The 14,048-nt window shown below is 45.1% G+C and carries 8 protein-coding genes and 1 tRNA gene; all 9 read left to right on the forward strand.

Annotation, left to right across the window (positions count from 1 at the left end; translation table 11 throughout):
- On the forward strand, positions 1–1,585 hold a 1,585-nt coding region (locus tag QT987_RS25725; protein WP_333245948.1), incomplete at its 5' end, for a calcium-binding protein.
- A gap of 383 nt (positions 1,586–1,968) precedes the next feature.
- Positions 1,969–2,040: transfer RNA gene (locus QT987_RS25730), tRNA-Gly, on the forward strand.
- A gap of 36 nt (positions 2,041–2,076) precedes the next feature.
- Complete coding sequence (gene trhO / locus QT987_RS25735; RefSeq protein ID WP_445299730.1) at positions 2,077–3,042, forward strand: oxygen-dependent tRNA uridine(34) hydroxylase TrhO; 966 nt, start codon at positions 2,077–2,079, stop codon at positions 3,040–3,042.
- A 272-nt stretch (positions 3,043–3,314) separates the two neighbouring features.
- Entirely contained in the window at positions 3,315–3,965 is a 651-nt protein-coding gene (locus tag QT987_RS25740; protein ID WP_333245950.1) for a glutathione S-transferase, read from the forward strand.
- Between the two features lie 202 nt (positions 3,966–4,167).
- The gene (dpdE, locus tag QT987_RS25745; protein ID WP_333245952.1) at positions 4,168–7,509 is read left to right on the forward strand and encodes a protein DpdE; all 3,342 of its coding nucleotides are present in this window, start codon (positions 4,168–4,170) and stop codon (positions 7,507–7,509) included.
- Positions 7,499–7,648 carry a hypothetical protein gene (locus tag QT987_RS25750; protein WP_333055649.1) on the forward strand — a complete coding sequence of 50 codons (150 nt, stop codon included), beginning with the start codon at positions 7,499–7,501 and terminating at the stop codon, positions 7,646–7,648. Before dpdE ends, QT987_RS25750 begins: the two co-directional genes overlap by 11 nt.
- A 352-nt stretch (positions 7,649–8,000) precedes the next feature.
- Positions 8,001–9,929: a response regulator gene (locus QT987_RS25755; RefSeq protein WP_333245953.1), complete on the forward strand. Its 1,929-nt coding sequence runs from the start codon at positions 8,001–8,003 to the stop codon at positions 9,927–9,929.
- A gap of 146 nt (positions 9,930–10,075) precedes the next feature.
- On the forward strand, positions 10,076–13,510 hold the full coding sequence (locus tag QT987_RS25760; RefSeq protein ID WP_333245955.1) for a PAS domain S-box protein: 3,435 nt from the start codon (positions 10,076–10,078) through the stop codon (positions 13,508–13,510).
- Between the two features lie 57 nt (positions 13,511–13,567).
- Positions 13,568–13,948 (forward strand): response regulator, encoded by a 381-nt coding sequence (locus QT987_RS25765; RefSeq protein WP_333055646.1) that lies wholly within the window; start codon positions 13,568–13,570, stop codon positions 13,946–13,948.
- The last annotated feature ends 100 nt before the right edge of the window (positions 13,949–14,048 follow it).

Here is a 14,048-nt window from a genome sequence, read left to right on the forward strand (position 1 = left end):
AGGTTTAGGCAATGACTTTCTGGATGCAAATGGCAGCCTCGCTGGTGGCGATGGAGATGACACGCTTTTTGGAAGTTCCTCTTCCACCTTGGATGGCGGTGCGGGCAATGACTATCTCAGTGGTGGCGGTAATAGCATTGTAGAAGGCGGTGTTGGCGATGATACGCTCAGTGCTGGATTTGGCAATGGAAATACGCTGCGAGGCGGTGCAGGTAGCGATCGCTATCTCCTGCGGGATAATCAGCAGAGTCAAATTCAAATTCAGGATACAGGTGGCATCGATCGCCTAGACTTTGTTGATTTTAACGGTAATGTCAGTACCAGCCCTACCCTGTCACTGTCGCTGTCATCGGGAAATACAGGCTTGGCCCGCCAAGGCACGAGTTTAGCGATCGACATCAATAAAGACGGTGTAGTCAGGGCTACGGATGACATTGTAATTTCCGACTTCTTCGGTGCATCGGCGACTGTCGAAGGTGTTGGCTTCATCGAAACTGTTGGCAACCTCTCTGGTACGGAGATTCTCACAGCTAATTTACCAGAAGCACCCACCGCGCCAACACCCACCGCGCCCACACCCACCGCGCCGACACCCACCGCGCCCACACCCACGGCGCCGACACCTACTGCGCCCACACCCACCGCGCCAACACCGGTTGCACTCCCACCGCTGCCACCCACACCGACACCCACACCGGTTACGACGCCCACACCGGCTACCGCACCCACACCCGTTTTCACTCCCGCGCAGGCTCAGACGATCGCACTTCCGATCGCACTCACAGTCACAAGCGCCCCCGCAGCGACAGGCTCAGCGTCAGGGAATATCGGCAGCAACAGCAATGACGTGATAATTGCGATCGACGCTAACAGTCCCGTCTACGGCAACCAAGGCAACGACACCTTAATCGGCAATAGCGCAAACAACACCTTCTTCGGAGGCAAAAATGACGATCTCCTATTTGGCGACGACGGCAACGATCTCCTGTTTGGCAACCTTGGGAATGACACCGTGATTGGAGGCGACGGTAACGATACCCAGTTAGGAGGAAAAGGTGACGACTTCTTGTATGGCGGCGACGGTAACGATGCCCTCAGTGGCGATGACGACAACAATACCTTAGCTGGTGAAGATGGAAACGACAGCCTCTACGGCGGTAAAGATAATGATGCTTTGCTGGGCGGTACTGGCAACGATTTCCTCTACGGCAAAGAAGGCAACGACATTCTCAGTGGCGTTGACGGCACTGCTGCTAATCCAGGGCGCGGCGAAATCGATACCCTGATTGGCGCTGAAGGCAATGATACTTTCTTGCTGGGAGATGCCACCAAGTTCTATTACAACGATGGCAACGATACAGGCACTGGCGCAGGCGACTACGCTTTGATTGTCGGTTTCAACCCGACTGAGGATATCCTCCAACTTCAAGGTGCTCCTAGCACTTATCAGTTAGGTGAGTCTCCCCAAGGATTGCCTGCTGGAACCGCTATTTTCAAGAAGACTTCGGGCTCGGATGAATTGATTGCGATCGTCCAATCAGTTTCTTTCCTGGCTATTGACAGCAACTCTTTGCGCTTCGTCTAACGGCAAAGTCTTGAGCCCCCTCGATCGATCGGCGGTTGAAACCGCTTCTTGTCAAACGAAGTCCGTCTCTAAGAGACTAAGAAATTTAAGTTAGATTAAGTCCTGCCTTTGGTGCAGGACTTTTTTCGTGCGGTGGATGGGCGATCGGGCCCACGCAAAATGGACACAGGACTTACGCATGGGGCTCAGAAACCGGGTTTTTTACGAAAATACTTTGTTGAAACCGCTAGATTTGGTAAAAAACCCGGTTTCTTTGGTCGGAGTGCCTAAGTCCTGTTACACTCAAAATCGCCTGATCCAAATCAGAAAATAGGTGTATAATGTTTTATAGTCGTTTTTGAGCGTAATTGCTACAAAGTAAAAACAGCTAAAAAACCCTAAGCGCGGGCGTAATTCAGTGGTAGAATGTCAGCTTCCCATGCTGAACGTCGTGGGTTCGAGTCCCACCGTCCGCTTTGACTGAATTTTCATAGAAGTATGAAAATTAATTAGTGCTATCAATTCAATCTATGCCTTCTTTCTTAACCGCTGCTTTATATAAGTTCGTTGAACTACCTGATTTTGCTGAGCTGAAAGCACCGCTAATCGATTGTTGCAACAAAAACAACGTCAAAGGCACTATCTTACTCGCCCAAGAAGGCATCAATGGTACTATTGCCGGCCCGTCCGAGGGCGTACACGCAGTGCTGGCATTCTTGCGTAGTGACTCGCGTTTTGCGGATCTCGTGCACAAGGAATCTTTCTCGGAAAAAGCACCTTTTTACCGCCTGAAAATACGCTTGAAGCGCGAAATTGTCACGATGGGAGTACCGGACATTAATCCCCGCCTCATGGCGGGCAAATATGTTAAGCCTGATGAGTGGAATAAGCTGCTTGACGATCCCGATGTTGTCGTGGTTGATGTGCGTAACGATTTCGAGGTATCTATGGGTACTTTTGAAGGCGCTATTAATCCAAAAACAAAAAGCTTTTCCGAGTTACCTGAATGGGTGCTGCGGGAAACTGCTTTACGCAATAAACCCAAGGTGGCAATGTTTTGCACGGGTGGTATTCGCTGCGAGAAATCTACTGCTTTTTTGCGTAGTCAAGGTTTTGAGGAAGTCTATCATCTTGAAGGCGGAATTTTAAAATATTTGGAAACGGTGCCGGAAGCAGAAAGTCGTTGGGAAGGTGAATGTTTTGTGTTTGATGAACGGGTTTCTGTTGGTCACGACTTAAAGCCGGGTAACTATGAACTTTGTCGCGGTTGTCGTCACCCGATTAGTCAGGAAGATAAGGCTTCTGAATTATTTGTACTTGGTGTGAGTTGTCCTCATTGTCATGACTCAAAAACTGAAACCAAAAAACAAGCCTTATCTGAACGTCAACGTCAGATTGAGCTTGCTAAGCGTCGCAACCAAGTACATATAGGCGCGCGCTACGATGGGAAGGAAAAAGTAGATGAAGCCTGCGACTAATCGTATTAGCGCTAATGTCAAAGAAACCGGGTTTCTGTGAAAAATCTGGTTTGGCGGCGTGAAATCAAGGAAGAAACCCGGTTTCTGACTCAAGTATTAGCGCTAATCTCAAAGAAATGAGCTTTCTCGGAAAAATCTGGTTTGGCGGCGTGAAATCAAGGAAGAAACCCGGTTTCTGACTCTAAAGGCTTCCTTCTTCCTTCTTCCTTCTTCCTTCTTCCTAATGACTAATGACTAATGACTAATGACTAATGACTAATGACTTCTCCTATATGTCAGCAACATACCCGATTTTGTATTCCTTCCGCCGCTGTCCCTATGCTATGCGCGCGCGCTTGGCCTTGATGGTAAGCAATCGGGTGTGTGAGTTGCGGGAAGTTGTTTTGCGAGACAAACCACAAGAGATGTTGGAGGTATCTGCCAAAGGTACAGTACCAATATTGATTGATGTTGACGGGCGCGTACTCGATCAAAGTATCGATATCATGTTGTGGGCATTGAGACAACATGATCCTGAAAAATGGTTGATGCCACAGCAAGGTTCTGTTACAGAAATGCTGGAACTAATTGCTCTATTTGATGAGAGATTTAAATATCATCTTGACCGTTATAAGTACCCTGATCGTTATCCCGGTGTTGATGCCCAAGTACATCGTTATGAAGGTTCTTTATTCCTGGAAAAACTCAACTCACAGTTAAGTGCGACTAAATATTTGTTTGGTAACAATATAGCATTGGCTGATATGGCGATCGCACCTTTTGTTCGTCAATTCGCTCATACAGATCAAACTTGGTTCAACGAACAGCCTTGGCCGCCGCTACAAGCTTGGTTAGCAGGGTTTACAGAGTCGGAAATTTATAGCAGTGTGATGCAGAAATATCCGAAATGGGAATCCGGTAATCTAGGCGTTATTTTTCCTTGAGCGTAAGTAGGTATTCTTATTCGCTGCTAGCATATTTATTGAATACCAAAATGTTAGTTATCATGCTAAAATTATTGTTTTCCGAATAGCAGATTGACTTTCATTTGACTAAAAAAGTGAAGCAGGCGAAAATCGCATCTTGCTAAATTTTTTAAGGTGAAAGGATTTACTGTATTCTAGTAAGTATTGTCAGGCTAAAACTATGATTGATGTTGGTTCGTTAGTTCGATCGCCCAGAAACGATTTGGGAGTCGGAAAAGTTGTCGAGGTATCGCGTACCGAGGCGGTAGTTGAATATTTTTGCTCAGTTAAAAACCGCATCCGCAAAACCGTGCCATTAAGTCTACTGCAAGAAGCTAGACTTCAGCGCCAAACCCGCTGCTACCTCTGGAGTACCACTCAGGAAAGATGGATAATTGGGCGAGTTTATGACTGGGATGAAGATAAATTAGAGTACGAAATTGACCTGCCCGACAGCCAAAGTTTGCAAGCTGTTGAAAGCGAACTTTACGTTCGCTGCAATATCCCGATCGCCGATCCGATCGACATTTTAGCAGTCAAAGGCCAAGAAACGCCGTATTTTCACGATCGCCGATTGGCATTTGTTCAATCTGCGATCGAACAGCGGGCCGTCAGCCGCGGCATGACGGGTTTAATTTCTGCTAATATAGACCTCTATCCGCACCAAGTTGAAGTCGTCCGGCGCGTCCTAGAAGACCCAATCGTGCGCTATTTATTGGCAGATGAACCAGGACTCGGAAAAACAGTAGAAGCCGGGACAATTCTCCGCCAATTTCTGCTAGATGAACCCAACGGACGCGCTGTGGTACTCGTTCCGAAATACTTGCTCGAACAGTGGCGGCAGGAGTTGGAAAATAAATTCTATTTGTCTCATTTTGCTGACAGAGTGCAGCTTGCTGCTGTTAGCGACATCAATCAAATTAGCCGCAATGCTAATCTAGATTTTCTGATTGTGGATGAAGCGCATGATGTGGCGGCAATGGCACATTCGAGCGATCGTACTCAGCAGCAGTCCTTTGAACTTTGTCAGAAACTAGCTCAGAAAAGCAAAAATGTATTGTTATTATCTGCAACGCCAGTTATCGGCCATGAGCAAGATTTTCTAACGATGCTGCACTTGCTAGATCCGACAACTTACCGTCTTGATGACCTGGAAAGCTTTAAGGAACAGGTGCAAAACCGTCAAGAAATCGGCCGCGCCTTGCTGGATTTCCGAGAAAAGGCCAAGCCTGCTGTTTTGCAAACAAAACTCGCTCAACTTCGCACTATTTTTGCCAAAGATGATTATTTAATCGGATTAGCAACTGAGTTAGAAAGTTGTTTGAAAACTAAAGAAACCGCAGAACAGGCTCGCCTTGTCCAAGCTATTCGTACTCACGTTAGAGATACCTACCGCCTGCATCGTCGCATCCTTCGCAACCGCCGGGATGCGGTTGAAGATGTGATTTTCGATCGAGATTCTGTCCCCAAAACTGAGTATGATCTGAATGATGAACAGTGGTCGGAAATTCAAACCATACTCGATAAATGGCGCACAGTCGCTCCCAAGTCGAGCGAATATCAGAGAATTTTTCTGCTGTTTTTCCGCGCTTCCGGTACTTGGCTGAATGTTTTAGAACGGGTTGTCAAAGCTCGCTTGCAGAAAAAATCGACTCCAGAACTCGATCGCGAATTTGGACAAAATGACACGGCAATTTTGACCAAAACGGAGCTATTTCCCGAAGAAAGGGAAATGCTGGAAACCTTGCTCAATACCCTGGAAAAGCCCCAGGAAGGACTCGATAGACTGAGTTTGTTACGAATCGCGATTCTCCGATTTCTGGCAGTTGCTTTGAAGGTTCCGCGCGAGTATCACAGCAAACCTCGCGATTTACTGTCGAGAATTCAACAGCAAATTAAACGGCCGATTCCGGGCGAACGTTTCCCGAAAATTGTGATTTTTACCAGTTTTACTGCAACTTGTAAAGAGATTGCGGAAAATTTAGCTAAAATCTTTGGTAAAAATGCGATCGCCAGCCATGACACCAGCAAATCGGCTGATGATGTTGAGGCTAGTCTCAAGCGGTTTAAGACTGAACCCCATTGTTTTATCTTAGTGTGCGATCGATCGGCAGAAGCAGGGGTAAATCTGCAATTGACAGATTGGTTAGTTCACTTCGATTTGCCGTGGTTTCCCAACCAGTTAGAACAAAGACTTGGCAGAGTCGATCGCATTGGCAGCAAAATGGGAGTGCAATTTTGTTTGTTTGCAGGCCCGGATTTGCCGGAGAGTCCCCACGAAGCTTGGTTTCAAGTTTTAAAAGATGGGTTTGATATCTTCAACAAATCTATTGCCAGCCTTCAGTTTTATGCTGAGGAAAAACTTCTCAAACTTGAAGAAAAGTTGTTTGCTGAGGGAGGCAAGGGCTTATCAAGCGAAATTGAAGCGATTAAAACTGAAATCGAACAAGAGAAAATCAAAATTGACGAACAGTACGTTCTTGATGAAATTGATACTCTTGATGACAGTGCATCTCAGTATTTTGAATCTCTCGACAACTGCGATGCTAAGCATAAAGAAATGCAGCGGGCTACTGAAGGTTGGTTGTGTCAAGCTCTTCACTTCAAACAAATTGAACATCCGAGTGTATCGGGGTTGATGCGCTATAAACCTACTCAAAAAACGTTAATTCCCTCGAAGGATTTGATGACCAGATTGGTTCCTTATTGCCAGCAATATGGCAGTTACAATCGCCGTATTGCTTATCAGAATGCGGATGTGGCTCTTTACCGCATTGGTGAGGGATTGATCGATGCAATTAGCTCTTATATTCGCTGGGACGATCGCGGTCAAGCTTTTGCCATGTGGCGGCATGATGAAAGTTGGGATGCGGAGCCGGGGAAGGAGTGGTTCGGCTTTCAGTTTAATTATTCAATCCAGACTGATGTGCAGCCGGCTGAGCAAGTTTTGCAAGCACAAAACATCGAAAATTACAACTTGAAAGCTTTGCAGCGCCGCGCTGATGCTCTGTTTCTCCCAATTTTTGAAACTGTGTTTGTAGATGCTCGCAGTGAAGAAATGTCTCTGGTGGAAGATGCGGAACTTCTGGCGATTTTGCAGCGGGCTTATAAGGGGAAAGGCGGGCCGAATCGGGATTACAATTTGTCGAAAAATCGCACGTCGCTGATTGACAGTTTTGTCGATCCGCTAGAATGGGATGATTTTTGTCAAAAGGGACGGGTGGTATCTGAGGAGTTGCTGCGAGGGCGATCGGCTTTTGTGGAAATGTGCGATCGATCTGCTGTCACTGCTGCTATCCAACTCGAAAACCGGGTGAATCAATTGCAATTGCGATTGAATCGACTTTCTAAATCCGAACAACTTTTAGAATCGGTTTTGGCTGATGAAATCAATACCGAAAGTTTGTTGAGTCAAGCGGTTTTAGCTGGTATTCGCCGCCCGCATATAACTCTTGAGTCTGTTGGGTTTATTGTGATTTCTGGGCGTCCTCCTGCTGCTGTAAAGTCGGAGGATGAAGGATAATTTGTTTGGGAGGGCGATCGCTCTTTTTGGGGCGATTCCCTTCGGGATAGCTTCGCTTCACGCTTTTTTTGAACTGCAGATGCAGGCGGATAAACGCGGATGGACGCAGATGAAGGAAGGGGCGATCGGTTTTATCTAATACCAATTTTGTATGAGGCTGCACATATCTCGATCCCCCCTTTGTAGGGGCGGTGCGACCCCTACTCCCCGTGCCCGCCCCTACATAGGGTGGGACAAGATTCTTCTCAAAGTCAACCCCTACTCCCCAACAATCAGGGGGAGTAGGGGGTATGCGAGGGGGATCGAGATATGTGCAACTTCACATTAAATTGGTATAAACTGCAGAAGTGACAGCAATTTTGAGGCGATGGGACTGCAAAAATGGTAAGATAAAAGGAGTAGTAATAAGTAGCAGTTATTTAGTGAAAAGCCACGCTTCGGCCTGACATTAAAGCGCGTCGATCGCATGGCAATTTAACCGCACAGCCAAAATGAAGAAGTCTCCGATAAAAATTCTGCTCGTAGAGGACGATGGAGGGCTGAGTGCAACACTGGCAAATGTGTTGGAAGCAAATCATTACGGCTTTGATCGGGCAAATGACGGACAAGTTGGCCTAGAGTTGGCAGCAGCAATTGAGTACGATCTAATTGTGTTAGACGTGCAGGTTCCCAAACTCGATGGAATTAGTCTATGTCGGCAATTGCGATCGCAAGGCTACTGCAAACCGATCCTGTTAATGACGGCAAAGGATTCAGATGCGGAGGTGGTGGCTCTTTTCGATGCGGGAGCCGATGATTACATCAGCAAGCCTTTTGCTACGGAAGTATTACTGGCAAGAATCCGAACTTTGTTGCGACGCAGTAAAGCACTTTCCCCAGGAGGTTATACTCCGAATTCAGCGGCTAATACATTGACTTGGGGAGAACTTTGTTTAGATTTAGAGTCTGGTAGAGTGACATTTTGCGAAGAAATAATTTCACTGACACCGACAGAATATAATCTGCTGGAATTATTACTGCGGAATCCCGATCGCATCTTTAGTCGCAATGCTATTTTGGATCGTCTGTGGGGATTTGATGACGCACCCACAGATCGCGCCATTATCACTCATATTAAGGATCTCAGAAAGAAACTGAAGGCAGGTGGCTTAACTGAAGAAATCATCGAAACAGTTTATGGCATGGGCTATCGACTGAAACCTTACCCCCAATCTGCGTCGTCTTGTTCAAATAATCCTGGGAGCGATCGCACTCACAAACATCAATCTCGTGGGGTAGATAAGTCTGAGAGCGACAAAGTTTTAGAGCGGTTTCGGGGAAGCTTCAACCAACAAATTTCTGTATTGGAGCAGGCAAAAACTGATTTATTAGCAGGAAAGTTAGAAACTGAATTACAGCAAGTGGCAAAACATGAAGCTCATAAATTGGTCGGCTCTCTGGGGTCTTTTGGTTATCCCGAAGGCTCGAAATTTGCACGCTATGCAGAAAATTTGCTCATAAACGATCGCTCTTTGACTGCTGAGGAAATTACTCGCTTCTCGGAATTGGTGACAGGATTACAGCAGGAATTAGCCAAAACACCTATTAGATCAACGGCTGTACCAGTTTCTAATATTGCAATTTTTAACTATCGGGTTTTGGTAGTTGATGATGATGCTGCATTAACGGAGCGATTGAAAGTAGAATCCGAAGCTTGGGGATTTCGGATGAAAATTGCGCCGAATATTACTGCAGCCCGATCGCATCTTGCTCTGTCAATGCCCGATGTGATGTTACTAGATTTAAGTTTTGCAGAGACAGAGGAAGATGGATTGACGCTACTGCGAGAACTGACCGAGCGATCGCCTAACCTGCCTATAATTGTCTTTACCGGACGAGATAGTCTTCCCGATCGCTTAGCTGTATCGCGCTTAGGTGCTAAGCAATTTCTCCACAAACCTGCAACCACCGAGCAAATTTTTCGAGCAATTTCCCGTGTTTTACCCAGTCCCAAAACTTCTGAAGCCAAAGTCTTAATCGTAGATGATGACCCTGTGATCCTGGTTACATTATCAGCGTTACTGACTCCTTGGGGAATTGAGGTGACAACCCTCAAAGAACCACAGCAATTTTGGGATGTGTTAATTAGCACAGAGCCCGATTTAATAGTGCTGGATCTAGAAATGCCGATCGTCACCGGCTTAGAATTGTGTCAAGTCGTTCGACAAGATATCCAATGGGAAAATTTACCGATTTTGGTGGTGACAGCCCATACCGAGCCAGAATCTCTGCAACAAGCCTTTGCAGCGGGAGCCGATGATTTTATTACCAAGCCGGTACTAGGGCCTGAATTAGTCACGCGGGTACTCAGCCGAATCAGGCGCAGTCGTCCTTTACTTAAACCGAGAAATATAGGACTTACGCATAGCCTGAATATATAGTGTTTTGTAGGGGCAAACCCCCCGTGGTTGCCCCCATACCTGGGGTGATTGCGTAAGTCCTCAAATACTTAAATAGAACTTACGCACGAGGGCTAAAAACCCAGTTTCTGCCTCAATCTAAAAAATTTAATTAATTAAGTAGATCGATGATAGAACATACTGATGAAAATTATGGGAAAGGGCAAGAACAGCCACAGCAAATCCTGGCTAAAACAGCACTTTCTCTCTCCGAATCCCTCAAACTAGAAGATATTCTCAACACTACGGTAACGGATCTCAGAAACATTCTGCAATGCGATCGCGTAATTATCTTCCAATTTGCTCCCGACTGGAGCCCAAAAGTGGTCGTAGAGTCAGTTGGTTCAGAATGGACACCAATCTTATCCACTCAGATACAGGAGCCTTGCTTGGTTGAAAGCTATATCGAATCCTTCAAACAAGGCTTATTCACATCTAAATCAGATATTTATACTGCCGGAATTGATACTTGTCACCCGGACTTCCTGGCCAATTTTCAAGTTAGAGCTAACCTGGTTATTCCTATCCTTAAGGGAGAAGAACTTTGGGGATTATTGATTGCCCATCACTGTGCAGCACCTCGCGAATGGCAAGCATCAGAAATTGAACTCATGGGACAGCTAGCAACTCAAGCTGGAATTGCCATTCAGCAAGCTGATTTATTTGAGCAAGTACAAACGGAAGTGAGAGAGCGCCAACAAGCAGAAATTGCTCTACAACAACTCCATACTGAACTCGAACAACGAGTCATAGAACGGACGGCAGAACTCACTGAAGTCAACCATAGCTGCCAACAATATATCAATCAAGTTGAAGACCTCTATAATAATGCTCCCTGTGGCTATCATTCCCTAGATGCTGCAGGAACAATAATTATGATTAATGATACGGAACTGAAGTGGTTAGGCTATACCAGCGATGAAATTGTATACAAAACTAAATATGTTGATTTAATGACACTTGAAAGTAAAAATATTTTTCATCAAAACTTTCCCTTATTTAAAAAACAAGGCTGGATCGAGAATGTAGAGTTTCAGATGTTGAAGAAAAACGGAACACCCATGTGGTTCAACTTAAATGCTACAGCAATTTATGATGAAGCAGGTAACTTCATGATGAGTCGTTCTAGCGTATTTGATATCACCGATCGCAAACGGACTGAAGAAGCATTCCGCCAATATGAACGCATCGTCTTCAATACAACAGATGGGATTGTGTTGATGGATCGCAACTATATTTATCAAATAGTCAATCAAGCTTATTTGACTTGGTGCAACAAATCTGAAAGCGAAGTTATCGGAAATTATGTTAGGAATATCCTGGATGCTGACGTGTTCGATAATATGATAAAACCTCGGTTAGACAGATGTTTGAGTGGCGAAACAATTCAGTATGAAAACTGGTTTACTTCTCCCAATTTAGTCAGGCAATTTTTGAGCGTTACTTATACACCTTTACGTGATACAGGCGAAAATATTGTAGGGATAATCGTTATTCTGCGCGATCTGACTAAACTTAAACAAGCCGAACAAATGCTGGAGCTTCAGGCTGTCATTACCCGCAACATGGCGGAAGGAATTTGTTTAGTAAGAACAGATAATGCAGTTATTGTCTATGCCAATCCTAAATTTGAGCAGATGTTTGGCTATGACTCTGGCGAACTCAACGGTCACCACGTTTCGATTCTCAACTATGCCACCGAATCGGTCAGCCCTGAAGATGTAAATCAAGCCATTCGATCTGCTGTTTTACAAAGGGGTGAATTTAGTTATGAAGTTCAGAATGTCAAGAAAGATGGGACTCCATTTTGGTGTAGTGCCACTTGCTCTGCATTCAATCATTCCGAGTATGGCGATGTTCTGGTGGCCGTTCATCAAGATATCACAGTAGCGAAGCACCTCGAAGAAGTTCGACAAGAGGCGGAAGCAGCCTTACTACAGAAATCCCGAAAGGAAAATTTGCTCTGGAGGATTACTCAAGGGATTCGCCAATCTTTGGATCTGAATGCGGTTCTAAATACTGCTGTTACTGAAATCAGGCAGACATTACAAACCGATCGCACTGCCATTTACCGCTTTAATCCTGATTGGAGTGGTGATTTTGTTGTGGAGTCAGTTGGTGAGGATTGGGTACAACTGATAGGAAGCGATCTTCAAAAAAATTGTGCAGATACCTATCTGCAAGAAACTCACGGCGGTCGATTCCGAAATAATGAAAGTTTTGTGGTTAATAATATTTACTGCGCTGAAATTCAACCATGTCATATCGAGCTAGTGGAACAATTGCAAGCAAAAAGTTATGCAGTTTTTCCGATATTTTTGAGAGAAAATCTCTGGGGTTTGTTAGCTATTTACCAAAATACGGCACCTCGTCAATGGCAATCGTGGGAAATAGAATTACTTGAACAGATTGCCAGCCAATTGTCGATCGCCATCCAGCAATCCAAACTCTACCGACAACTTCAGGTCGAACTGCAAGAACGTCAGCAAGCCGAAGCCACGATCCGAGAAGCCGAACGACGCTGGCGATCGCTCTTGGATAACGTGCAGTTGATTGTTGTCGGACTTGATATAGAGGCAAATGTCAATTATGTCAATCCTTTCTTCTTAAAAATTACGGGATATACTAACCTAGAAGTTATCGGAAAAAATTGGTTTGAAAACTTCTTACCCGGTTCTCTTCAAGAATCAGTTAAAATTGTTTTTTCGGAAGTTTTAGCCCATAAATTTCATCCTTATTATCAAAATTTTATCTTGACCAAATCTGGTGAAGAACGGTTCATTGCTTGGAACAATACCATGCTGCAAGATTCAGAGGGAAACATCATTGGAACTATCAGCATTGGGGAAGATATTACCGAACGACAAAAGCTCGAACACATTAAAAATGAGTTCATTGGCATTGTCAGCCATGAACTTCGCACTCCTTTGACAGGAATTCAAATGTCCTTGGGACTAATAAAAAGTGGGGTTTATGATAAAAAGCCGGAAAAATCTAGACGCATGATTGAAATCGCCCTCCTCGATACCAATCGTTTAGTGAACCTGGTTAATGATATTTTAGATTTGGAGCGCCTAGACTCCGGGCGGGCAATTGTGGAAAAAACCGTTTGCAAAGCTGCCGATTTGATGCAGCAAGCGGTAGATAGCACTCAGGCGATCGCTACTCAACAGCAGATATCATTAATCGTTACCCCCACGGATGCAGAAGTCTGGGCAACAGGAGATGCGATCGTCCAAACCTTAACAAATTTGCTCAGTAATGCGATTAAATTCTCACCTGCCGATTCCACAATTCATCTGAGTGCCGAAAACCAGACAGACTTTGTGCTGTTCCAAGTTAGCGATCGCGGGCGAGGCATTCCGGCAGATAAACTAGAACTCATTTTTGGGCGATTTCAGCAAGTCGATGCCTCTGACTCCCGTGAAAAAGGAGGCACCGGTTTAGGTTTAGCAATCTGTCGCAGTATAGTGGAGCGGCATGGTGGCAAAATCTGGGCCGAAAGTATCTTAGGTGAAGGCAGCACATTTTGCTTCACCCTACCCTTAGCCACAGTTGAATAACGCTTAGATTCATCTGTAGCATCCATCCCAAATCCAAAATCTGCAATCCCAAATCCGATGACACACAGACAAATTCTAGTTGTTGACGATGAAGAACACCTTCGGGAACTTGTGCAAGCCTGCTTAGAAGATTTAGGCGGATGGAAAACAGTGGGGGCACGATCGGGAGAGGAATGTTTACAAATACTGCAAACAGAACAACCCAATGCTATTTTGCTGGATGTATCTATGCCGGGAATGGATGGGTTTGCTGTGTACGAGATTCTCCAATCCGATCCGATTACCCGATCGATTCCAGTGATTCTGCTGACAGCGAAAGTTTTGCCCAGCGATCGGGCTAAATTTGCCCAAATGGCGGTAGCTGGGGTAATTGCCAAACCCATCCAACCCATCACTTTGACGGAAGAAGTAGCAGAGATTTTGGGATGGAATGAATAAATTTTACCAGTTTTGTAAATTTTTGTAACAAGAACGGAATCTTTACCAATTCCTTACCGTTGCTATTTAGTCTCCTGTTATTCAGCTAACAGTTCTTTGC

The sequence above is a fragment of the Microcoleus sp. SVA1B4 genome (assembly GCF_036700545.1).
In the GTDB taxonomy this organism is placed as follows: domain Bacteria; phylum Cyanobacteriota; class Cyanobacteriia; order Cyanobacteriales; family Microcoleaceae; genus Microcoleus.